Below are 22,948 nucleotides of genomic sequence, written 5' to 3'. Positions count from 1 at the left end.
TGTGATTTGCGACGAAGATTCCGAGCTGGCTCTCAACCGCCAGCTCTGTTTTGCCCTCTACGCTGCCTCCAGGGCTATGACGAAAGCCTATCAGCCCATGCTGCAAGACCTGGGCATCACCTACCCCCAGTACCTTGTGTTGATGGTGCTCTGGGAGTGGGCACGTGAAGATGAAAACTGCGAAGTCGAAAAAGACGGAAAGGATAATGAGAGAAGCCTCCGAGCTCTCGGGCAGCGCTTGATGCTCGATTCCGGCACTCTCACCCCCCTATTGAAGCGCATGCAGGAACATGGACTGGTAGAGAGAAAACGCGCTCCATGGGATGAACGGGTCACCCTAGTGGCTGCCACCAGTGCTGGTCTGGCATTAAAGCCCCGAGCCAAGCAGTGGGTGCAGCAAAACATCCAAAACTCAGCCATTACTCGTACTGAGGTGAAACAGCTTCACGGTGACCTCTGGCAATTTCTTCACAAGCTGGAAGGTAGCAGCCCCAAAGGGGCCGCAAAGTAGAAACAATATTTTCCTCATCGCCCCCGGGAGCCTTCACCCTTGGGGCAAACACCCCAAGAGAGAAAAAAAGCCAACAAATAGGGCAAACATTAGGACGCAACCACCAACAAAAAACGATTTAAATGAATATTTAGGATGAGCATTGACCTCAAGCTTAAATGACCTCCATAATATGCGAAATCCAGTCCGCTGCCGGTATCGCCACACATGAAGACTGACAACTGTACTTTTCAGCCTCGCCATTTCGCCCTAGCTTCCTCGCTACGACTGCCCTTGCGCGGCATATAATTTTTCTCCCCCCCACCCTAAACAGAATTCCCAACTTTATTTGGACGTTGCGTAGACAGCGGCGAAGCCCCTTGTTTAGCCTCGAAACAAATAAGGAGAAAAAACAGAAATGAGCACCCCAAAAGATAAGTTAGTCATTTTTGATACCACTCTGCGCGATGGAGAGCAGAGTCCCGGCGCCTCTATGACCAAAGAGGAGAAGGTGCGCATAGCCCGCATGCTGGAACGCATGCGTGTAGATGTGATTGAAGCTGGCTTCGCCATTGCCAGCCCCGGAGATTTTGAAGCTGTTCAGGCGGTTGCCGAAGCTGTGACCGAGTCTCGTATCTGCAGCCTTGCTCGCGCCGTCAACGCCGATATAGTGCGCGCCGGAGAGGCCCTGAAAAAAGCCAACGCCTCGCGTATTCACACATTTATCGCCACCTCCCCAATTCATATGCAATACAAGCTGCAGATGGATCCGGAGGATGTGCTGCAGCAAGCGGTGAAAGCCGTAAAGACCGCGCGCCAGTTTACCGACGATGTTGAATTCTCTCTGGAGGATGGCAGTCGCTCTGAACCGGAGTTTATGTATCGCATTATCGAGGCGGTGATCGCCGCCGGTGCCGGCACTATCAATATCCCCGATACTGTCGGTTATGGTGAACCGGGCGAGTACGGTGCCATGTTCCGCCGGGTTATCGAGAGTGTCCCCAACTCCGACAAAGCCATCTTTTCTACCCACTGTCACAACGACCTGGGTCTGGCGGTGGCCAACTCCCTGTCCGCCGTTATGAACGGCGTACGCCAGGTAGAGTGCACCATCAACGGCTTGGGTGAGCGCGCCGGTAACGCCTCTTTGGAAGAAATCGTGATGGCGGTACAGACCCGCCAGGATCTCTACCCGGTACACACCGGCATCGACACCAGCCATATTGTGCCCACCTCACGCATGGTCTCGTCGGTAACCGGCTTCCCGGTACAACCCAACAAGGCCATTGTCGGTGCCAACGCCTTCGCCCATGAGTCCGGCATCCATCAGGACGGGGTACTCAAACACCGCGAAACCTACGAAATCATGCGTGCCGAAGATGTGGGTTGGGGGCAAAACCGCCTGGTGCTCGGTAAACATTCCGGCAGAGCCGCGGTACGTGCCCGCTATGAGGAGCTGGGCATCGCCTTTAGTGATGGCGAAGAGTTCCAACTGGTATTCCAGCGCTTTAAGGAACTGGCCGATAAGAAGCACGAAATTTTCGACGAGGACCTGCACTCTCTGGTGGCCCTGCGCGAGGAACCCGCCGAGCGCTTCATGCTGCTCGATCTGGACGTCCGCACTAAAATCGGCAGTGCGCCACAAGCCTTTATCGAACTATCCATCGATGGTGTGCCCCACCAGACTGAGGCTCAAGGCGGCGGACCGGTAGATGCCACTTTCAAAGCTATTGAGCATATCGTAGATAGTGGTGCAGATTTAAAACTATATTCCGTCAACGCCGTCACCCAGGGAACAGATTCCCAGGGCTCTGTCACCGTGCGATTGGAAAGAGATGGCCGTTTGGTCAATGGTGTTGGCGCCGATACCGATATTTTGATTGCCTCGGCACAAGCCTACATGGATGCGTTAAACTTGCTCGCCATCAGTGAGAGTAAGAAACAGGGCGTGTAAGTGAACGAGCTGCAGCGAGCGGAATATCTGTCGGTACTGGGTATAGCCAGCTATGTGCCGCGCTTTGTATTACCGCTCGCTCCCGAGCCCCGCCAGGCCAAGCTGCCACCGGTGGAGCCTGATACCGCTACTGACCAATCGCTGCCGTTAGCTAGCAACCCCCTGCCGCAGTCTGCGGCACAGATTATCGACGCACCGGCAACCAAAGAGCGTGATACTGTCGCGGCGGAGATCAACGCACTAACTAGCGCGACAAAAGCACAGGCTCCGGCAAAACCTACTATTGCCATACCGGTGGCGGCGCCGAGCCAGCAAGTGAAACCCTTTGTACTCAACTGCTGGCGTCTCGGCGAAACCCTGCTGGCAGTAGACAGCCACGAGCCCGGTGCCGCACTGCCACTGGAGTCTCTGTTCGGCAATATCGTTCGAGCGCTTAACTGGCACGAGCTACCGCGCCAGCAAGAGCGTCTGCATTGGCCAATGGCAGAAAACCGCTTCGGCCCGGCGGCAGACGCCTCGGAGGCCCGCGATACCTTTTCCAGTTGGCTGGAGGCCTCCTGCTCGCGCTATCCAGTGCGGTCGATCTGGTTGATGGGGCAAGAAGCACAGGAATTCTGTACACCTCAGCCCCTGGAAAGCGATATCAACCACTGGGATGCTATACGCATCCTTTCCATGCCCAGTCTGTCGCAACTGCTACAACAGCCGCAACGCAAGCGCGAACTCTGGCAGCTGCTGCGCAAAGCCTATCCCGCAGAGACCCGCGCTCAATGATGTTGTCCAACACCAAATTGGATTTACGTCTCGCCGAGGAGACTGACTGTGCCGCTCTGGCCAATCTGGCGCTCAGTGCCCACAGCCACCCCTGGAGTGAGACACAATATCTGCAGAGCCTAAAAGACGGGCACCAGTGCTGGCTTCTCAGCAGTGGCAATGAGACTGTCGCCTGCTGTGTAATCAGCCAGCTATTTGACGAAGCGGAAATTCTCGATGTGGCCGTGGTACCCAAGTGGCGCCGGCATGGCTTGGCGGAAACGCTGTTGCGCCGCCTTATTGACGAGCGACACAAAGATATCCGGCGGCTATTGCTGGAGGTGCGGGCCTCCAATCTCGCCGCGCAGTCACTCTATCGCAAACTGGGTTTTTCTGAGGATGGCTTGCGCAAGAATTACTATCCCGCGGAAAACGGCAAACGCGAGAATGCTGTACTCATGAGCCTCGCCCTGGCAGAGCCGCAACCGTAGCTTAAAACAGTCAGCGGGCGTTTTTGGCCCAAATTTCTCGCCGTGCCATCCCACGCAGTTTTCCGCAGGGGATGCTGCCGAACCATATCTTCATTGCCTGAGCAGTATCAGAAAATCTGCCCAAACCACCGATTTGTTGGAAAGAGTTATCGAATGTCGCTATCTAAAAGCAGTCCCTCACTCCTAGAAGGCTCGGTTTCCGGCCACCTGCAGAGACTGGCTCTGCCCATGGTGTGGGGTATCCTCGCGGTAATGTCCTTCAATATCGTGGATACCTATTTTGTCTCACAGCTGGGCAGTGCCCCTCTAGCGGCTATGAGCTTCACCTTCCCGGTTGTGATGGTCATCAACAGTTTCTCCATTGGTCTCGGCGCTGGCACCTCCTCCGCGGTAGCCCGTGCCTACGGTGCTGGAGATGTAGGGAATGTGCGCAGATTAGTAACAGACGCCTCGGTATTGGCGCTCCTCATTTCTCTGCTGATTACTGTCGCCGGCCTGTTGAGCATTCGCCCCCTGTTTTCCCTGCTCGGTGCCAGCGAAGAGCTGATGCCACTGATCGAGGACTACATGGTGCCCTGGTACATCGGCACGATCTTCGTGATAGTCCCCACCATTGCCCTTTCGGCTCTGCGCGCTATCGGCAACAGCGCGCTGACCGGTCGAATCATGGTGGGGGTGGCCCTGTTCAATGTGATCCTCGATCCTATTCTGATTTTCGGCCTACTAGGGTTTCCCCGGCTGGAATTACAGGGCGCAGCGATCGCCACTGTCATCGTGCGCGCCATCAGTTTCTTCTTCGCCTTCTATTATTTGATCCGCCGGGAAAATCTTGTGGCCGCGCCCCAATGGCACTTCGGTACCCTAGTCGAATCCTGGCGCAAAGTCCTCGCCGTGGGACTGCCGGCGGTACTCACCAATGTCATTATCCCCATGGCCGGCGGTGTTGTAGTTGCACTGGTGGCCGTGCACGGCGACGAGGCCGTGGCCGGACTCGGCGTGGCCCTGCGTATCGAGCCAGTCGCCCTGATTATTTTTTATGCACTTTCTGCAGTCGTCGGCCCCTTTATGGGACAAAACGCCGGGGCCGGCAACACCGACCGGCTGCGGGAAACCGTCAGTGTACTGGCGCGCTTCTGCCTGATACTGGGGACGGGGTTGGCGGTGCTGCTTTATTTGATCGGCGAGCCAGTAGTGCGCTTGTTCAGCGACTCCCCAGAAGTTATCGCCGTGGCTGTCGCCTACCTGAGCCTGGTGCCGTTTAGCTATGCCGGTTACGGTTTTGTAATGTCGGCCAATGCCGCCTTCAACGGCCTGGGTCGGCCATTGCCTGCAACCATGATCTCGTTCCTGCGGGTACTCGGTATCTATCTCCCCCTAGCGTGGGTCGGCAACTATTTCTGGGGCATGACCGGATTGTTTGCCGCTACCGCCGCATCCAACCTGTTGCTCGGCGCCCTATCCTGGTGGTGGCTGCGCCACGATACCAGCAAGCGCAGTGCGGAAGTCGACACAACAGAACCCCTATCGGCCAGTTAATTTCAGTTCAGGAAAACACAAGCGACAGCCTCATTGCGCAACTCTCCCGTCCATGAGGCTGCCTCTTGTTCAACTTTACAGCGCTGTATTTCACTCTGCCGCCTTCATAATGAATTATCCGCCACACTAGTGAGCTTGCATATTACTTCCCACTTTGCACGTTAGTTTCAGCCGTGGCCGAACCCAGAGTCCGGTCACGCCTAGTTACTCCGCAGCAAGGACGGTGATTTATGCAAGAAAAGGAAAGTGCATCGCTTCGCTGGCAACTGTGGCGCAACACAGTCCTGTCAGCTCTACTCTCGACCCTGGTTTCAATAAGCCTAATGGGCTGCGATCAGGACGACCCCGATACCCCTCCAAAAGATGATTCCGGAGATAATGGCGGCGGTAACAACGGGAACCACGAGCCCTGGATTCTGAACACCACTGGCGTCCGCGCACCCTATATCTACGAAAGCGATAGCAACGAACAGGTATTGGTGAACATCCAGAGTGTGGAGTCAGTCATGGTGGACGGCAAAGATTACACTCTGGTAACGGCGACAGGTATCCCCGATTACGAAACCGAAATCACCGACAATCTATACGGTTGGCTGATCAATCGCCCCAAGGCCGCCACTGATTTCGTCAGCGGTAGCCCCATTGTACAGGTTGGCGATGTCGTCAGCTTTGGCCAGGATATCGGCTACCGCAGTAACACGCAGAGTTGTGCTACGAGAGCAGGATACGGCTACTGGCCTCCCGGTCCCGTGTGCCCTGAGAACGTCTCTCACCAAGGCTACTTCCCACTGGCACCAGAAATGTCCGATGAAAGCTGTGAAAGCGGGCTTGGAGCACAGGGCTACTGGGTCAACGGCACTTCCATCTATCAGTGGAGCGATGGCCAGGTAGTGGATGGCACTTGGCACACCTTGGCACCGGTGGCAGAAAAGTACGATGTAGATATTTGCGGAGGCCATGCGGCTAGGGGGGATTACCATCACCATTTTTACAGCGGCTGCCTGGCGGATCTGGTTGGGGACTCAGGCGGTGCTCACTCCCCGATTTACGGCTTTACCGCCGATGGCTATCCCATCTACGGCCCCTGGGAAGCCGATGGAGAACTGGCCATAAGCAGCTGGGCCATTCGCAATTACGACGACCCCAGCGCACCGAGTGGTTGCGGCATAGCCGGGGAGCGCAGCTGCTTGTTGATCGATGAGTACGATTTCACTAAAGGCACTGAAGTACTAAACAATAGAGGCCCCAGTACCAGTGATATTTTCACTTCTCTATCGGGCAATACGTTTATTACCAGGTCTGGTTTTTTCTATGAGGATTATTATTGGGACAGCGTCCTTACTGCGCTCGGCGGTGCCCATCTGGATCAATACAACGGTCACAGCGATAGTGAACGCGGTTACCACTATCACCTCACCGTGACCCAGGCCGAAGACGGGCAGCTTATTCCAGCCTTTCCCTATACCTTCGGGCCGCGCTTCTACGGTAAGCTGGATAGCCAGACGATCGTCAGTGTCTGTTCCGATGTGGTCGGGGGCGGTACTCCGCCGAGACCCCCACCAAGGTAAGCCGAAACACCTTAAGGTTTTGCATTTATTTTTAAGCGCTGCTGCAATTAAACCGCGCTGCGGGATTCCCCCACAGCGCGGTTGGCAATCTCACCCCCACAACTGTCACTACGCTTGAAGACTATTCCCCAAGGCAAACTTTGCAAAATTTAACAGTGTCGATCTCTGCCAGAGAGCGACATCATATTTTTTCATCGCGTTAAAAAATCGGCAAAGGGGGAATGAATGGCTTCCCCATACCCATTGGGGAGAAAGGTTTTTGCAGACATAGACGCTTTCACGCAATGGTCTGTTTTAGCGCAATAGTGAAAGGCATTTCTCATCGGGAAAACCAGCTGCGCAAGTCTGCATATTGTCCATATTTTGTCCTCTTTTCTTCAGTACTTTCAGGTGGCTTCTCCTTTGATGTCAGGGTTACCCATGAAAAGAATAGAAATGCTCCTCCCGGACCAGCGCTCGCTTTTATCCTGCGCCATCGCCCTTACACTGATCACCGGTGCCTTACAGGGATGTGGTGGCGGAGGGAGTTCTTCCTCTGATACAGAAATCAGCAGCGGGGGCAGTGATTCCTCAACCGGCAGCGACAGCGGTGATGACAGCAATGGGGACGAAGACACTGGAGGAGGCGACAGCAGTACGGAAGACACCGGGGTCTGGGTCGTCAATACCACCGGAGAGCGCGCGCCCTATATCTACGAGAACAACAGTAATGAGCAAGTTCTGGTCAATGTGCAGAGTGTTGAATCCGTTACTGTAAGCGGCAAGGAATACACCCGGGTATCCGCAAGCGGAATTCCCGACTACGAAATTCTGATCACCGAAAATATCCTCAGTGCCCTGCTCACCCGCCCCAAGGTTAACAGTGATTTCCTAAACGGCAGCCCCAATGTGCAAGTGGGTGACTTCATCAGTTTTGGTCAGGATATCGGTTATCGCAGCAACGCCTCCTGTGGTGCCGAAGCAGGCTATGGCTTTTGGCCCCCCGGCCCCGTCTGCCCGGAGAATGTCTCGCATCAGGGCTACATCCCCAAATCCCCGGAAGCTGCAACAGAAGACTGTGAAACTAGCCTCGGCGTGCAGGGCTACTGGGTAAATGGCACCTCTATCTATCAGTGGAGCGACGGCCAGTCTGTCAACAACACTTGGCACACCCTAGCCCCTCTGGCCGAAGTCTATGATGTGGATGTCTGTGGTGGTCATGCCGCCAACGGTGATTACCATCATCATTTCTACAGCGACTGCCTGGCAAATCTGGTGGGGGATGTAGGTGATGCCCACTCACCAATTTATGGTTATACCGCCGACGGCTACCCGATTTACGGGCCCTGGGAAGGCGACGGACAATTGGCAATAAGCAGCTGGGCAATACGCGACTACGACGATCCCAGCTCAGAAACCGGTTGTGGCGTCGCCGGCGAGCGCTCATGCCTATTGGTTGACGAATACGACACTAGCAAGGGCGTTGCAAATACCAACAATACCGGCCCATCCACCAACGGCAGTTATACCTCCCTATCCGGTAACGAATTCGATACTACGGCCGGCTTTTTTTACGAGGACTATTACTGGGATCCTGAACTGTCAGCCCAGGGTGGTGCATACCTGGACCAGTACAACGGCCATACAGATGAAGATCGCGGCTACCATTATCACTTGACTGTCACACTTAGCGATGACGCCCAATTGGTGCCCGCATTCCCCTTCACTTTTGGACCACGCTTTTACGGAAAACTGGATGAGCAAACCATTGTAAACCGGTGTTCTTCAACCATTGGGCGCTGACATCGAGCATCATTAAAGGCGAACTTTCTATGAAAATAATCGGATATTTTCTTATTGGCTCCCTCTTCGGTCTGATGGTATCGGGCAGCCCCGCACTGGCCGCCCAGCCCAACCCCCACGCCGGCCACAACGGCGATCAACATCCGGTCATAGAGATACCCGTGCATATAGCCGTACCGAGAATTGAACTGGACATCAGCAGAGATAGCCTCTCCGGTTTCAATTTACATATCGGCTACGACCGCTTCGAACTGGAATCCCCCCGCTACGCCAAAAATAAGCCACAGCGTTTCCTCGAAGGGCACGCACACCTCTACATCAATGGAGAAAAAATACAGCGTCTCTACGCCGCCGACGTGCATCTGCCAGAAAAACTGCTGAAGCCTGGCTTCAACCAAATCACAGTGACTCTCAATGCGCACGACCACAGTACCTGGAGTCGCGGGGGCAAGCGGGTTTTGGCAACACTATTTATTCAGCGCGACAGAGATAACTTTGTCCTGCACCATTTTTCCACATCGCCTTTATCTCAGGGTGAAAGGAGGGAAGAGAGTAAGAAGCCACAAGATTTAGCGCACATTAGTCAGTAAGCCGCTGGAGGTTTTCCCGCTGTATTTATTCAGCACGATTTTTCGCAAAGTACCTGAATTGCTTTGTATTCTTGGTCATAAACAGTAAGTAATTGGTCACTGAGATTGCCTCCCCTTTTGCTGTAAGTGTACGCTTGGAGAATCATCCGAACGGGCAAAGCCCAAAATGGTGGAACGGGAGAGTCCGCTATACCCACTGTCCGTAGGAAGGACTGCAAAAAAGATGTCGTTAAATATTCGCAACAAACTCAGCCTGGCTTTTTTACTCACCACGGCGATTACTGTCGGTGGTATGTTTGTTTTTTTCCAGTGGAGTTTCAGCCACGGTTTTCAGGCTTATATGCGTGCACAAGAGTTGCGCGATGTGGAAGGACTGGTCCAGGCACTGGAAAGCTTTTACCGTCGTAAGGGCAGCTGGAAATCTCTAGAAGCGAATGGCTCCGAGTGGATTGACCTGCACAGACAAACAATCTTTCGTCGCTTCGACCGCTTACCGCCACCCCCACCACCTGATGGAAGGCCACCGCGAGGCATGTTCGGGCCAGGCCATCGCCCGCCTATGGGTAACCGCTTGGGGCCACGCCTAAGCCTTTTTGACAGTGAAAAGCGACTCGTAATTGGTCGACCAGCACCGGAAAAAGAATTGCTCTATCAGCCAATTAAAGTAGCAGATAAAACTGTTGGCTACCTCACTATCAATCCACCGCCCGAGCTCTCCAATAATTATGAACAGGGTTTTATCCGGGAGTTATCCCGCACTTTTGCGCTGATCTCCATCGCCACTTTTCTCGTTGCCCTAGCCATTGCCCTACCCCTGGCCTGGCAGCTGGTACGCCCTATCCAACGCCTGGCCGAAGCCACCCACCGCCTCACTTCGGGAGATTATAAAACCCGAATTGATATCGAGCGGCGCGACGAACTTGGCCAGCTGAGTGCAGACTTCAACCGCTTGGCGGCAACCCTAGAGGCCAACGAGCACGCACGCAATCGCTGGATGGCCGATATCTCCCATGAGCTGCGCACTCCACTGGCAGTACTCAAAGGGCAAATTGAAGCCCTGCAGGATGGTGTACGCACCGCCACACCGGAAAATCTCAATATTTTGCACGATAAAATTCGCCAGCTCAGCCGCTTGATAAACGACCTCTATGAGCTTTCGCTATCCGATGCCGGGGCCTTGAACTATTGCAAATCCGACCTCTCATTGGGCCCATTGCTGATCAAGGTAGTTGAGGATTTTCACAGTGCCTTTGCCGAGAAAAATATCGATTTGCAATTGCAGTGTGAGTTGGCCGAAAACAAACTAATTTACGCTGATGAGGCACGTCTACAACAATTGTTTGGCAACCTCCTCACCAATAGCTTGCGTTATACAGATAACGGTGGCCAACTTAAAATACATGCCCGCGCGGAAGCGCAAACGGCTATTATCACCTTTGCTGATTCCTCTCCGGGAGTCACCAGTGCAGATATGCCTCACCTTTTCGATCGTCTCTATCGCACCGAAGTCTCGCGCAGCCGAGAAACCGGGGGGGCGGGCCTGGGGCTGTCGATTTGCCAGAATATTGTCCAAGCCCACGAGGGCAGTATTTCCGCTGGCCCGTCTCGCCTGGGCGGCCTGGAAATTAGTATTTATCTCCCTCTCAGCGAGAGGATCAAATGGTAGGAATAATGGGCGCAAGGATTTTAATTGTCGAAGATGAAATAGAACTGGCCAACTTGCTGCTGGATTACCTTGAAGCAGCTGGCTATCAGGCCGATATACTCACCAATGGCAATGAGGTCATCCCCCATGTCGAGGCCCAACCCCCAGACCTGATTTTGCTCGATCTGATGTTACCGGGGAAAGGCGGATTGGAGATCTGCACGGCAATCCGCCGCTACAGCAGCGTACCGATTATTATGCTGACCGCCAGAATTGAAGAGGCTGACCGCTTGCGCGGCTTGGAAATTGGAGCGGACGACTATGTGTGTAAACCCTATAGCCCCAGAGAAATCGTGGCGCGGGTCAAAGCCGTTCTGCGTCGTACGCACAGCTCCGAGCAACAAAAACTCGGGGAGATCCAGCTGCAGCGCAACACCGGTCAACTGTTGATCGGGTGCCAAGACGTGGGCTTAACGGCCCTGGAGTTCCATCTCTTCGAGCTTCTCTACAGTGAGCCCGGCCGTATTTTTTCCCGAGAACAAATCATGGATCGTATTTATTCCGACTACCGGGTAATCAGCGATCGAACTATCGATAGCCACATAAAAAAAGTGCGCAAGAAAATTGCGGCCTTGCTGCCGGATAAAGAATTAATCCATTCAGTTTACGGTGCGGGATACAAATTTGAGGTGCAGTAATTATTACAGTGTAAACGCGTAGTACTCTGTATTTTGATAGAGCCGCAAAAGAGATGCTGGGAGCTGAGCTCCCAGCGATCAAATTACAAAGCCTCGGTGGCTTTCTGTAACCAGGAAGCCGTTTTTTCATTCACCAGAGGCGTAATGATCTTCCGCACACGCTGGTGGTAACAGTTCAACCATTGCAGCTCTTGCGCGGTGAGAAGTGTAGTATCAATCAGACTCCGATCGATCGGCGCCAGCGTTAATTCCTCAAACTGCAAAAAACCTTGGTAATCCACACTCTCTTTTACAAACACCAGATTTTCAATACGAATACCGTATTGACCGGTAAGATAAAAACCCGGTTCATTGGAAAGAATCATACCGGGCTGTAACGGGGTATTGGTAACCGCTTTGCCGATACGCTGTGGCCCTTCGTGCACACTTAGGAAACTACCAACACCATGACCTGTTCCGTGGGCGTAATCCAAGCCGGCATCCCATAGAGATCTACGTGCAATCGCATCGATCTGCTCTCCACAGGTGCCCAGCGGAAAGCGTAGGGTAGCGATGGCAATATGTCCTTTGAGCACACGGGTAAAGTGCTCTCGTGCAAGTGCAGGAATTTCTCCCAGGGCCACTGTACGAGTCACATCCGTGGTGCCATCGGGATATTGAGCGCCCGAGTCGCACAGGAAAATGCCCTCAGGAGCCATCGGCAAGCTCGACTCCTCGCTCACCCGGTAGTGCACTATGGCACCATTGGGACCATAGCCCGAAATAGTTTCAAAGCTATTGCCGCGAAAGCCTTCGCGCTGCTGACGCTTGCTGTAAAGCAGCTTCACCGCAGCCAGTTCATCCAAACCTTCTGCCACTGCAGTGGGCAGTTCGGCTAGGAATTCACACAGCGCTGCACCATCGCGCTCATGCGCTGCCTTGGAGCCCGCCAGCTCTACGGAATTTTTACACGCCTTGGCCTGGGTCACAGGGTCACGCTCCAATAGCAATTGCAAATCCAGAGCGCGTAGCTGCTGCAGAGTCCAACAGTTACTAATTGTGGGGTCTACCCAAATCCTGTTCACGTGGCGGCGGCGCAGACCTTCAAACAGCTGGCCCTTCTCGGTTACCACCATCACTTCCCGATTAAGGTGCTCCAAAAGCCCCTCACCAACTGCCGGTTCGGCCAGATACAAAATTGCGCTGCCGTCTCTGAAGAGCACTCCACTGGATAGTGCTACAGGTAAATGGGGAATGTCGTCTCCACGAATATTGAACAGCCAGGCACAGCTCTCGGGATTTGCCAGCCACAGAGCATCTACACGCTTTTCGGCGAGAAGAGTGGCGATGCGCTGGCGCTTTTCACTGGAGTGCTCACCAGTAAACACATAGGGGTGGGGGCAGGCTTGGCCACAGGGAGATGCTGGCCGGTCGAGCCAAATCGTATCAATGGGATTGTGCTCCAAGGGCTTTAAGGCAATATCTCGTTCAGCCAAATACTCTTTCAACAGCGCCAACCCCGGCTCCGTATGCAGGCGAGGATCAAAGCCCAGAGACTGACCCGAACGCAGCTGATCACCCACCCAACGGGCAATAACCTCGCTATTTAGATCCTCCAGGGCTATGGGCAGGTCTCCCAATTGCTGCTGGCCTTGCAGGGTATAGCGACCATCTACAAAAAGAGCAGCTTTATCCAGGCCAATCACCGCCATGCCCGCAGATCCAGTAAAGCCAGTAATCCAGGCCAAACGCTCATCTGCTGCGGGCACATATTCATTCTGATACTCATCGGCGCGGGGAACCAGGAAAGCCTCCACGCCCTGTCGCCGCAACTCCTCCCGCACTCGCTGTAATCGTTCCTGACTCATACTTCCCCCATGGTTTCCCAGCACCCGAGCCACTTCTGTAGCCCCATGCTTAGTCACTGTTCTTTGTGATGACCTTGACTCGACTGAAAAGTCGAATTTATTCAAAAAGATGTTCTGGAGTGCCAGCAGTGCTGGCAGCTCCGCCTATTGACACTGCCGAAATGGTTTTTATGCCCCAATTTCAGAGGCCAATTTCGCAGTATACCCCACCCTTGTATCAGCGCCGGCGTGTATAATGCAGACCTGTTTTTATTCCGAATATCGAGTGATCGAATCTTAAAATATGGGCCAGAGTTCTTCCCTGGCGGGCTACGCCGGCCGCCGTACCTTCGCTATTATTTCCCACCCGGACGCCGGTAAAACAACCGTGACCGAAAAGCTACTTTTATTCGGAAATGCCATTCAGCTGGCAGGTTCGGTTAAAGGGAAAAAAGGTCCCCACGCGCGCTCCGACTGGATGACCATGGAACAAGAAAGGGGTATCTCCGTCACCTCCTCGGTGATGCAGTTTCCCTACAAGGAGCGCACGGTTAACCTGCTGGACACCCCCGGGCACGAAGACTTCTCCGAAGACACCTACCGGGTACTCACTGCAGTCGACTCTGCTCTGATGGTTATTGACGGCGCCAAGGGTGTCGAAGACCGCACCATCAAATTGATGAATGTGTGCCGACTGCGCACTACGCCGATTCTCTCCTTTATCAACAAACTGGACCGGGATATTCGCGACCCCATCGAAGTGATGGATGAAATTGAAGAAGTCTTGAATATCCAAGCCGCCCCCATCAATTGGCCACTGAGCTCCGGTAAAAATTTTAAAGGGGTATACAACCTCTACACCGATACGATTCACGTATTTACTCAAGGCCAGGGTCACACAATTCCCGACGATATCCAGATCAAAGGGCTCGACTCCGCTGAGGCCGATGAGCTACTCGGCGAATATGCCGAGGACATCCGCGAGGAAATCGAACTGGTACGCGGCGCTACCCACGAATTCAATCTGGAAGCTTATTTAGCTGGCGAACTGACTCCGGTATTTTTCGGCACAGCGCTTGGTAATTTTGGCGTACGTGAAATGCTCGATGGATTTGTCGAATGGGCCCCGGGCCCTCAGCCTCGCGCCACCCAGGAGCGCCAGGTAGAGCCAAACGAAGAAAAGTTCTCCGGTTTTGTGTTTAAGATTCAGGCCAATATGGACCCCAAACACCGCGACCGTATTGCCTTTATGCGCGTCTGTTCCGGTACTTATAGCCGTGGCATGAAAATGAAACATGTACGCATCGGCAAAGATATAAAAATTGCCGACGCCGTAACATTTATGGCTGGCGACCGAACCCACGTGGAAGAGGCTATTGCCGGTGATATTATCGGCCTGCACAACCATGGCACTATCCAGATCGGAGATGCCTTTACTGAAGGTGAGTCTCTAAAGTTTACCGGCATTCCCAATTTCGCCCCGGAGTTATTCCGTCGTATTCGCCTGAAAGATCCTTTAAAACTAAAGCAACTGCAAAAGGGCTTGCAGCAGCTCTCCGAAGAGGGCTCTACCCAGGTATTTTTCCCACTGGATAACAACGACATTATTGTCGGCGCCGTCGGTGTCCTGCAGTTTGAAGTGGTCGCCTATCGCCTCAAGGACGAATATAAGGTGGAAGCCATTTATGAAAATGTAAATGTAAATACTGCTCGCTGGGTGGAAAGCGAGAGCGTGAAAGAGTTGGAAAACTTTAAACGCAAAGCAAGTACCAACCTCGCCATAGATGGCAGTGGACACCTGACCTACCTAGCGCCTACCCGTGTGAATTTGCAGTTGGCAGAGGAGCGTTATCCGGATATTCGCTTCTACGCCACCCGCGAGCATTAACTTGGGTGGACTTTTCCTGAAATCGCTTGTCAGTTCCAGGATGTTTGAGCAGTAGACAGAGAGATCAATAATGAGTCAGCAGAAAGAATTACCGGAAGAAATGCCCCGCCTAGGCAACGGCCTGACCGCTGCTATTGGTAGGCTGCTGATCCGGCTGATGGGATGGCGCCTGGAAGGTACCTTCCCTCCGGAAAAAAAAGTGATGGTGGCCCTGGCCCCCCACACCTCCAACTGGGACTTTGTCGTGGCCATGCCTTTTATCATGGCCTATAGGGTGAAAATTTCCTGGCTCATGAAGAAGGAAGCTTTTTTCTTCCCCTTTAAAAATCTCTTTATGTGGCTCGGTGGTGTGCCCACCAATCGTGGTTCTGCAGGGGGCATCGCCAAACAGGTAGCTAGGCAATACCGCAATAACGAAAAAATGTGGGTCGGTATAACTCCCGAGGGAACTCGCAAGAAAGTCACTAAGTGGAAAAGTGGCTTCCTGCGAATTGCTTATGCTGCCGAGGTACCAATTTTACTGGTTGCCTGGGACTTTTCTCGCAAGCGTTTCTGCCTGGACTCCCTCTACCATCCCACGGGAAACCTGGAAGAGGATATGACGGAAATCCAGCGTCGCTTCAGTAAATACCAGGGGTTTCACCACAATATGCAAACCGATCTCTTGGAGGGCAGTGATTCCTCCCGTGATAGAATTCAGTAGCAATTTAACCCTTAGCACATATTTGATACTCGCCGCGGTGGCTTTCACCGCTGGCTTTATCAACGCTATCTCCGGCGGCGGAGGCCTACTAACCCTGCCCACACTCTTATGGGCTGGCCTCCCCCCCCTAGATGCCCTCGGCACCAATAAATTCCAGGCCGTTTTCGGTACTCTCTCATCCAGCTTCAACTACTTTCGAAAAGGGCACTTACAACTGAAACCCCTGTGGCCGGGCTTGATAGCGGCCGTTTTTGGTTCCGCCCTGGGTACCTGGGCAGTCACCAAAGTCGGGGGAGACATACTCGATACCCTACTGCCGATATTAATTATCGTCATCGCCCTCTACTTCGCATTTTCGCCGCGAATTTCTGATATTGACTCTAAATCCAGAATAAGCCCTGGGCTATTTAACATTCTGATTGGTGGTGGGATTGGTTTTTATGGAGGTTTTTTTGGTCCTGGAATAGGGGCCTTCTATGCCCTGGCATTCGCCGCTCTACTGGGTTACAACATGCGTAAAGCCACAGCATCAAGCAAACCGCTGGTATTGGCCACCAATATCACCTCACTGGTTATATTTATGCTGGGTGGATACTTTTCACTGATAGTCGGTATCACTATGGCGGGCACCCAGATTATCGGTGCAAGATTAGGATCTAACCTGGTTATTTCCCATGGAGCCAAACTGATTAAGCCTGTAGTTATTCTCGTTACTATGTCCATCGCGATAAAATTACTGCTGGAGCCCTAGAAAGTGACCCTGTTCCTCACTCTGCTACTGTCCTTCTGTGCTTTTGTCATTGTGATCTGGACATTAATGCATCTGCGCACTCCGCGATTTCGTATGGACAGGGCCAGCTTTATTAAAGGCCTGGAGGATGCTATCACCGGCCAAGCTAGCGAGAGTGAATGGCGTGCCCTAGTGGCGATACCAATGCGCCATGATCCTGAGTTGGAAGCAATGCGACTCAAGTGTCTCGAAATAGAAGAGCACGAGTCCAGTGATCACCCGCCCTATTTATTTACCGAGAAGGGGCTGGAACAACTGCGGCATATTCGCAGTAGGCTACTTGTCAACACACCTAACAAACAACCTAGATCTTGAGTCAACGAGCTTTAATCAAGGATAAACATATGTTTAAACCACTACTGACCCTCACTGGGGCCTTTATTGCAACTACAGCAATCAGCATCGCCCAGGCGAAGCCGCTACCCCAGGAAGATCTGTCCGTGGCAGAAGTATTGCGTGATCGCGCCCTGGCTTCTTCCGATGCCTTTAGCATCGTTGAATCCTTGACGGTAGAAGTGGGCCCCCGCCGCGCAGGTACGGAAGGTGATCGGCGTGCAGTGGCTTGGGCCCAGGAAAAAATGAAATCCCTGGGGTTCGATCGGGTTTATACAGAGCAAATTGAAGTACCCCGCTGGACACGTGGACATGCCCACGCCCAGGTGGTTTCGCCCTACCCCCAACCACTGGTGGTGTCTTCCCTGGGCTATAGCGTAGCAACCCCCAAAGGTGGCCTTACTGCGGAAATCGTCGAGTTTCCCGATGTTGAAGCCCTACTGCAAGCCTCCCCTAAACAGGTAAAAGGGAAAATAGCCTTCATCAACAAGCGTATGGAAAAAGCTCGTACGGGTGAAGGCTACGGCCCTGCAGTGCAAGGGCGCAGTAAAGGTATGCGTGCAGCCGCTGAGAAAGGTGCTGCCGCACTGCTCCTAAGGTCCGTGGGCACAGACTCTGACCGCTTTGCCCATACTGGCATGATGTCTATTAATGATGTCGAAAACCCAGTTCCCGCACTGGCACTGTCAGCCCCGGATGCCAACCTTTTAGAAGCCATGTTGAAACGTGGCAAGCCGGTAGAAGTTAAGCTCGATATAGATAATCAGCGTCACAGTGATGGCCCATCATTTAACGTTATTGGAGAAATTACTGGCCGCGAGAAACCCGAAGAAGTCATGATTATTGGCGCCCATCTGGATTCTTGGGATGAAGGTACCGGAGCGCTGGATGATGGCGCCGGAGTCGCCATAGTAATGGAGACCGCTCGCCTGATTGCCGAGCTCCCCAAGCGTCCTCGCCGTACCCTGCGAGTAGTTCTCTTCGGCGCCGAAGAAATTGGCCTGGTCGGTGCCAAGCAGTATTTAGATGCACATCGTCACGAGCTGGATAATATTATTGCCATCTCTGAGTCTGACTTTGGCGCAGGTAAGATCTGGAGATTTGATACTCGTTTGCCTGAGAGTAAATTCGATATTGCCGACCAAATGATGCAATTACTAGCACCTCTTGGCATCGAGCGCGGACATAACAAATCCTATGGCGGACCAGACAGTAGTGTGTTTGTCGCCGAAGGAGTCCCTGCCTTCGGTCTCTACCAGGATGGTACCGACTACTTCGACTATCACCATACCCCTAACGATACCCTCGATAAGGTGAAGCCAGAGAACCTGCGCCAGAACGTCGCAGCCTGGGTGGTGATGTCCTTCCTTGCCACCGAGATGGAAGATGACCTCGGCCGAATTCCCTCAAAAATAAAAGAGTAAACTAAGCACCTATCAACCACGATAAGAGCCTCCCCTGCGGAGGCTCTTTATACCTCACCTGCCAACTACCCTATTCGTACCATTCTCCAAGTTACCCACAGCACCAAGGCATATTTCTGTTTCCTGCTGATGACCATTCCATTAACAGGCTGTTACTAACAGAATCCATGGATAGAGCTGTGTATAACTCAGGGATATCCACGCTCAGGCCCCTGTTTCCGCGGGGCCCTTTTCAACGGGTAAAAAAACACCAGCCATTTATCCACTTTCCACCGCTTGGCGTTATTAACAGAAAGTCTGGATAGACTTGTGCATAACTGCGGTATATCCGCGCCAGGCCCCGTGGTTGCACAGGTTCATTAAAACGTGCAAAAAATCACCGGTATTTTTATTGTTATTTCTGCGCCGTTTTTTTCAACGCAATGATTTTTCTAGTTTAAAGAGCACTTTTTTTATTTCAGGTGTTTTTTTGGTGGTGCTTGAGGTACAGATTAAATAAAGCGCGTTATTTTTTTGTATTTTCATTTTTTCCTTACAGAAAAAACTTAAGAAAGCGCTTTATTTATAGGAGGGAAGGCTCTTCGGAGCTTTTTAGAGCCTGCGCTTTTTTCATTGGCATTTACCGAGTTGGATTTTTCGGCGGGAGTGTTGCGAGTAAAAATTCGATTGGGCTTTTTATTTTTCTGTATTTTGAATTTTATTTTTTATTCTCTGTTTTTATTTTTTTATGCATTCAATATTTTTGTACATAAAAAAAGGGCCACCCTATTGGGTGGCCCTTTTCGGATTAGAAGCCTGACGATGACCTACTCTCACATGGGGAAGCCCCACACTACCATCGGCGATGTTGCGTTTCACTTCTGAGTTCGGCAAGGGATCAGGTGGTTCCACAACTCTATTGTCGTCAGGCAAACTGGCTTGGGTTGGCGTTGGTCTTATAAGCAATCTGCTTGGCCTGCCGTGTTATCGCTGTTTGCCTCGGTCTGGTGACCGGCGATAACCCCAAATAAGTCGGTAAAACAATCTGTAGTAATACACCGCAAGCGATCATTGTGTGTCTTTCATTCCACAATCCGCTAGCTTAGCTAGTCGTTAGTAACCATCTCTGTTGTATGGTCAAGCCGCACGGGCAATTAGTACTGGTTAGCTCAACGCCTCACAACGCTTCCACACCCAGCCTATCAACGTGGTAGTCTTCCACGGCCCTTTAGGACTCTCAAGGAGTCAGGGAAATCTAATCTTGAAGGAGGCTTCCCGCTTAGATGCTTTCAGCGGTTATCCCGTCCGAACATAGCTACCGGGCAATGCCACTGGCGTGACAACCCGAACACCAGAGGTTCGTTCACTCCGGTCCTCTCGTACTAGGAGCAACTCTTCTCAAATTTCCAACGCCCACGGCAGATAGGGACCGAACTGTCTCACGACGTTCTAAACCCAGCTCGCGTACCACTTTAAATGGCGAACAGCCATACCCTTGGGACCGGCTTCAGCCCCAGGATGTGATGAGCCGACATCGAGGTGCCAAACACCGCCGTCGATGTGAACTCTTGGGCGGTATCAGCCTGTTATCCCCGGAGTACCTTTTATCCGTTGAGCGATGGCCCTTCCATACAGAACCACCGGATCACTATGACCTACTTTCGTACCTGCTCGACATGTCTGTCTCGCAGTCAAGCGCACTTATACCATTATGCTCATTGCATGATTTCCGACCATGCTGAGTGCACCTTCGTACTCCTCCGTTACTCTTTGGGAGGAGACCGCCCCAGTCAAACTACCCACCATACACTGTCCTCGATCCGGATAACGGACCAGAGTTAGAACCTCAAACATACCAGGGTGGTATTTCAAGGACGGCTCCACAGTAACTAGCGTTACTGCTTCAAAGCCTCCCACCTATCCTACACAAGTAGGCTCAAAGTTCAGTGCAAAGCTGTAGTAAAGGTTCACGGGGTCTTTCCGTCTAGCCGCGGGTACACTGCATCTTAACAGCGATTTCAATTTCACTGAGTCTCTGGTGGAGACAGCGTGGCCATCGTTACGCCATTCGTGCAGGTCGGAACTTACCCGACAAGGAATTTCGCTACCTTAGGACCGTTATAGTTACGGCCGCCGTTTACCGGGGCTTCGATCAAGAGCTTCGCCGAAGCTAACCCCATCAATTAACCTTCCGGCACCGGGCAGGCGTCACACCCTATACGTCCTCTTACGAGTTTGCAGAGTGCTATGTTTTTAATAAACAGTCGCAGCCACCTGGTCACTTCGACCGGCCTCAGCTTAGGGAGCAAGTCCCATCACCAAAACCGGCGTACCTTCTCCCGAAGTTACGGTACCATTTTGCCTAGTTCCTTCACCAGAGTTCTCTCAAGCGCCTTGGTATTCTCTACCTGACCACCTGTGTCGGTTTAGAGTACGATTCACTATTGCCTGAAGCTTAGAAGTTTTTCCTGGAAGCAGGGCATCAACCACTTCACCCACAAGTGGGCTTCGTCATCAGTTCTCAGCCTTAGGGACCCGGATTTGCCTAAGTCCCCAGCCTACAACCTTAAACATGGACAACCAATCGCCATGCTGGCCTAGCCTTCTCCGTCACTCCGTCGCAGCAATAGCGAGTACAGGAATATTAACCTGTTTCCCATCGACTACGGCTTTCGCCCTCGCCTTAGGGGTCGACTAACCCTGTCCCGATTAGCGTTGGACAGGAACCCTTGGTCTTCCGGCGGGGAGGTTTTTCACCTCCCTTGTCGTTACTCATGTCAGCATTCGCACTTGTGATACCTCCAGCAGACCTCCCGATCCACCTTCAACGGCTTACACAACGCTCCTCTACCATGCTCCTAAGAGCATCCGCAGCTTCGGTTACCAGTTTTAGCCCCGGTATATCTTCCGCGCAGGCCGACTCGACTAGTGAGCTATTACGCTTTCTTTAAAGGATGGCTGCTTCTAAGCCAACCTCCTAGCTGTCTGGGCCTTCCCACATCGTTTCCCACTTAACTGGTATTTGGGACCTTAGCTGGCGGTCTGGGTTGTTTCCCTTTCCACGACGGACGTTAGCACCCGCCGTGTGTCTCCCGCGATTGCACTCCTCGGTATTCGGAGTTTGCATGGGGTTGGTAAGTCGGGATGACCCCCTAGCCCAAACAGTGCTCTACCCCCGAGGGTGAGACGCGAGGCGCTACCTAAATAGCTTTCGAGGAGAACCAGCTATCTCCCGGCTTGATTAGCCTTTCACTCCGATCCACAGGTCATCCCCTAATTTTTCAACATTAGTGGGTTCGGTCCTCCAGTTGATGTTACTCAACCTTCAACCTGCCCATGGATAGATCGCCGGGTTTCGGGTCTATTGCCTGCAACTAAACGCCCTATTAAGACTCGATTTCTCTACGGCTCCCCTAAGCGGTTAACCTTGCTACAGACAATAAGTCGCTGACCCATTATACAAAAGGTACGCAGTCACCCCGAAGGGCTCCTACTGCTTGTACGTATACGGTTTCAGGTTCTATTTCACTCCCCTCTCCGGGGTTCTTTTCGCCTTTCCCTCACGGTACTGGTTCACTATCGGTCAGCTGGGAGTATTTAGCCTTGGAGGATGGTCCCCCCATATTCAGTCAAGATAACACGTGTCCCGACCTACTCGATTTCACTCTAAATGCCTTTTCGTGTACGGGGCTATCACCCTGTATCGCGGTACTTTCCAGAACCTTCCACTAAAACATAAAGAGCTTAAGGGCTAATCCCCTTTCGCTCGCCGCTACTCAGGGAATCTCGGTTGATTTCTTTTCCTCCGGGTACTTAGATGTTTCAGTTCCCCGGGTTCGCCTCCATAACCTATGTATTCAGTTATGGATACCTGTAAAACAGGTGGGTTTCCCCATTCGGACATTCTAGGATCAAAGCTTGTGTGCCAGCTCCCCTAGACTTTTCGCAGGCTCCTACGTCCTTCATCGCCTCCAGCTGCCAAGGCATCCACCGTATACGCTTAGTCGCTTGACCATACAACACAAACGACTACTAACGACTTTAACATTCAGACTCAACGATAAATCATTGGCCTGAACGCCGGATTGTGTGCTTGAGAGACACACAATATTTTTGATGTTGAGTATTATTCTCTAAAAAAAGAGATACTCAACCTCGCCTTGCAGTGTATTACTACAAATTATTTCACCTTGTTAAAGAGCATCTGATGTAAAAATCAGAAAGCTGAATTCTTATTCTCAAACAGCGAGAAACTGCTAAAAATTCAGTTTTCTGACTTCTAATGTGGATTAGGAAATGGTGGAGCTAAGCGGGATCGAACCGCTGACCTCCTGCGTGCAAGGCAGGCGCTCTCCCAGCTGAGCTATAGCCCCATTTTCGATAAGTGTTTCCGAGGAAAGTGGTAGGCCTGGGCAGACTTGAACTGCCGACCTCACCCTTATCAGGGGTGCGCTCTAACCAGCTGAGCTACAGGCCTATAAATCATACCCTTGGGAAT

Annotated in this window: 16 protein-coding genes, 2 tRNA genes and 2 rRNA genes; 15 read left to right on the top strand and 5 right to left on the bottom strand. The window is 52.4% G+C overall.

Annotated elements, in window-relative coordinates; translation table 11 throughout:
- The first annotated feature begins 1 nt into the window (after position 1).
- The 10 genes from ACJJI0_RS18680 (at position 2) to ACJJI0_RS18635 (ending at position 11,507) form a co-directional block, all read left to right on the top strand.
- Positions 2–511, top strand: coding sequence for a MarR family winged helix-turn-helix transcriptional regulator (locus ACJJI0_RS18680; RefSeq protein WP_444883747.1), 510 nt, complete (start codon positions 2–4; stop codon positions 509–511).
- 397 nt (positions 512–908) lie between these two features.
- Positions 909–2,444 (top strand): 2-isopropylmalate synthase, encoded by a 1,536-nt coding sequence (locus ACJJI0_RS18675; protein WP_444883746.1) that lies wholly within the window; start codon positions 909–911, stop codon positions 2,442–2,444.
- The gene (locus tag ACJJI0_RS18670) at positions 2,445–3,218 is read left to right on the top strand and encodes a uracil-DNA glycosylase family protein (RefSeq protein WP_444883745.1); all 774 of its coding nucleotides are present in this window, start codon (positions 2,445–2,447) and stop codon (positions 3,216–3,218) included.
- Positions 3,215–3,688, top strand: a complete 474-nt coding sequence (gene rimI / locus ACJJI0_RS18665; protein ID WP_444883744.1) for a ribosomal protein S18-alanine N-acetyltransferase — start codon at positions 3,215–3,217, stop codon at positions 3,686–3,688. The genes ACJJI0_RS18670 and rimI overlap by 4 nt, the downstream gene beginning before the upstream one ends.
- A 153-nt stretch (positions 3,689–3,841) precedes the next feature.
- Positions 3,842–5,224: an MATE family efflux transporter gene (locus ACJJI0_RS18660; RefSeq protein ID WP_252084538.1), complete on the top strand. Its 1,383-nt coding sequence runs from the start codon at positions 3,842–3,844 to the stop codon at positions 5,222–5,224.
- A gap of 230 nt (positions 5,225–5,454) precedes the next feature.
- Complete coding sequence (locus tag ACJJI0_RS18655) at positions 5,455–6,792, top strand: YHYH protein (protein ID WP_444883743.1); 1,338 nt, start codon at positions 5,455–5,457, stop codon at positions 6,790–6,792.
- A gap of 420 nt (positions 6,793–7,212) precedes the next feature.
- The gene (locus tag ACJJI0_RS18650; protein WP_444883742.1) at positions 7,213–8,574 is read left to right on the top strand and encodes a YHYH protein; all 1,362 of its coding nucleotides are present in this window, start codon (positions 7,213–7,215) and stop codon (positions 8,572–8,574) included.
- 29 nt (positions 8,575–8,603) lie between these two features.
- Positions 8,604–9,164, top strand: a complete 561-nt coding sequence (locus tag ACJJI0_RS18645) for a hypothetical protein (RefSeq protein ID WP_444883741.1) — start codon at positions 8,604–8,606, stop codon at positions 9,162–9,164.
- 223 nt (positions 9,165–9,387) lie between these two features.
- Complete coding sequence (locus ACJJI0_RS18640; protein ID WP_444883740.1) at positions 9,388–10,830, top strand: ATP-binding protein; 1,443 nt, start codon at positions 9,388–9,390, stop codon at positions 10,828–10,830.
- A 5-nt stretch (positions 10,831–10,835) separates the two neighbouring features.
- Positions 10,836–11,507, top strand: coding sequence for a response regulator (locus ACJJI0_RS18635; protein ID WP_444883739.1), 672 nt, complete (start codon positions 10,836–10,838; stop codon positions 11,505–11,507).
- Between the two features lie 83 nt (positions 11,508–11,590).
- Here the strand turns inward: ACJJI0_RS18635 and ACJJI0_RS18630 are convergent, their stop codons facing one another.
- Positions 11,591–13,354 (bottom strand): aminopeptidase P family protein, encoded by a 1,764-nt coding sequence (locus ACJJI0_RS18630; protein WP_444883738.1) that lies wholly within the window; start codon positions 13,352–13,354, stop codon positions 11,591–11,593.
- Positions 13,355–13,637: 283 nt separating this feature from the next.
- Between ACJJI0_RS18630 and ACJJI0_RS18625 the strand changes: the two genes are divergently transcribed.
- From ACJJI0_RS18625 to ACJJI0_RS18605, 5 genes are all read left to right on the top strand, one after another.
- Positions 13,638–15,221, top strand: coding sequence for a peptide chain release factor 3 (locus ACJJI0_RS18625; protein ID WP_444883737.1), 1,584 nt, complete (start codon positions 13,638–13,640; stop codon positions 15,219–15,221).
- Between the two features lie 70 nt (positions 15,222–15,291).
- Positions 15,292–15,924, top strand: coding sequence for a lysophospholipid acyltransferase family protein (locus ACJJI0_RS18620; protein ID WP_252084477.1), 633 nt, complete (start codon positions 15,292–15,294; stop codon positions 15,922–15,924).
- A complete protein-coding gene (locus tag ACJJI0_RS18615; protein ID WP_444883736.1) occupies positions 15,908–16,675 on the top strand; it encodes a TSUP family transporter in 768 nt (255 codons plus the stop codon). Before ACJJI0_RS18620 ends, ACJJI0_RS18615 begins: the two co-directional genes overlap by 17 nt.
- A 3-nt stretch (positions 16,676–16,678) precedes the next feature.
- The gene (locus tag ACJJI0_RS18610; RefSeq protein WP_444883735.1) at positions 16,679–17,029 is read left to right on the top strand and encodes a hypothetical protein; all 351 of its coding nucleotides are present in this window, start codon (positions 16,679–16,681) and stop codon (positions 17,027–17,029) included.
- Between the two features lie 29 nt (positions 17,030–17,058).
- Positions 17,059–18,471, top strand: coding sequence for a M20/M25/M40 family metallo-hydrolase (locus tag ACJJI0_RS18605; protein WP_444883734.1), 1,413 nt, complete (start codon positions 17,059–17,061; stop codon positions 18,469–18,471).
- A 793-nt stretch (positions 18,472–19,264) separates the two neighbouring features.
- Here the strand turns inward: ACJJI0_RS18605 and rrf are convergent.
- The 4 genes from rrf to ACJJI0_RS18585 form a co-directional block, all read right to left on the bottom strand.
- A 5S ribosomal RNA gene (gene rrf, locus ACJJI0_RS18600) occupies positions 19,265–19,380 on the bottom strand.
- Between the two features lie 203 nt (positions 19,381–19,583).
- Positions 19,584–22,464 (bottom strand): 23S ribosomal RNA (locus tag ACJJI0_RS18595).
- A 283-nt stretch (positions 22,465–22,747) separates the two neighbouring features.
- A tRNA-Ala gene (locus ACJJI0_RS18590) sits at positions 22,748–22,823 on the bottom strand.
- Positions 22,824–22,850: 27 nt separating this feature from the next.
- Positions 22,851–22,927, bottom strand: a tRNA-Ile gene (locus tag ACJJI0_RS18585).
- Between the last annotated feature and the right edge of the window lie 21 nt (positions 22,928–22,948).

Source organism: Microbulbifer mixtoriginis (SeqCode) (assembly GCF_052466695.1).
This window is presented reverse-complemented; position numbering and strand designations above follow the sequence as displayed.

Excerpts from the sequence above, each read along its gene's own strand:
- ACJJI0_RS18635 (WP_444883739.1), top strand. The coding sequence starts at position 10,836 with ATGGGCGCAAGGATTTTAATTGTCGAAGATGAAATAGAACTGGCCAAC.
- ACJJI0_RS18675 (WP_444883746.1), top strand. The coding sequence starts at position 909 with ATGAGCACCCCAAAAGATAAGTTAGTCATTTTTGATACCACTCTGCGC.
- rimI (WP_444883744.1), top strand. The coding sequence starts at position 3,215 with ATGATGTTGTCCAACACCAAATTGGATTTACGTCTCGCCGAGGAGACT.
- ACJJI0_RS18660 (WP_252084538.1), top strand. The coding sequence starts at position 3,842 with ATGTCGCTATCTAAAAGCAGTCCCTCACTCCTAGAAGGCTCGGTTTCC.
- ACJJI0_RS18620 (WP_252084477.1), top strand. The coding sequence starts at position 15,292 with ATGAGTCAGCAGAAAGAATTACCGGAAGAAATGCCCCGCCTAGGCAAC.
- ACJJI0_RS18650 (WP_444883742.1), top strand. The coding sequence starts at position 7,213 with ATGAAAAGAATAGAAATGCTCCTCCCGGACCAGCGCTCGCTTTTATCC.
- ACJJI0_RS18645 (WP_444883741.1), top strand. The coding sequence starts at position 8,604 with ATGAAAATAATCGGATATTTTCTTATTGGCTCCCTCTTCGGTCTGATG.
- ACJJI0_RS18630 (WP_444883738.1), bottom strand. The coding sequence starts at position 13,354 with ATGAGTCAGGAACGATTACAGCGAGTGCGGGAGGAGTTGCGGCGACAG.
- ACJJI0_RS18605 (WP_444883734.1), top strand. The coding sequence starts at position 17,059 with ATGTTTAAACCACTACTGACCCTCACTGGGGCCTTTATTGCAACTACA.
- ACJJI0_RS18625 (WP_444883737.1), top strand. The coding sequence starts at position 13,638 with ATGGGCCAGAGTTCTTCCCTGGCGGGCTACGCCGGCCGCCGTACCTTC.
- ACJJI0_RS18640 (WP_444883740.1), top strand. The coding sequence starts at position 9,388 with ATGTCGTTAAATATTCGCAACAAACTCAGCCTGGCTTTTTTACTCACC.
- ACJJI0_RS18655 (WP_444883743.1), top strand. The coding sequence starts at position 5,455 with ATGCAAGAAAAGGAAAGTGCATCGCTTCGCTGGCAACTGTGGCGCAAC.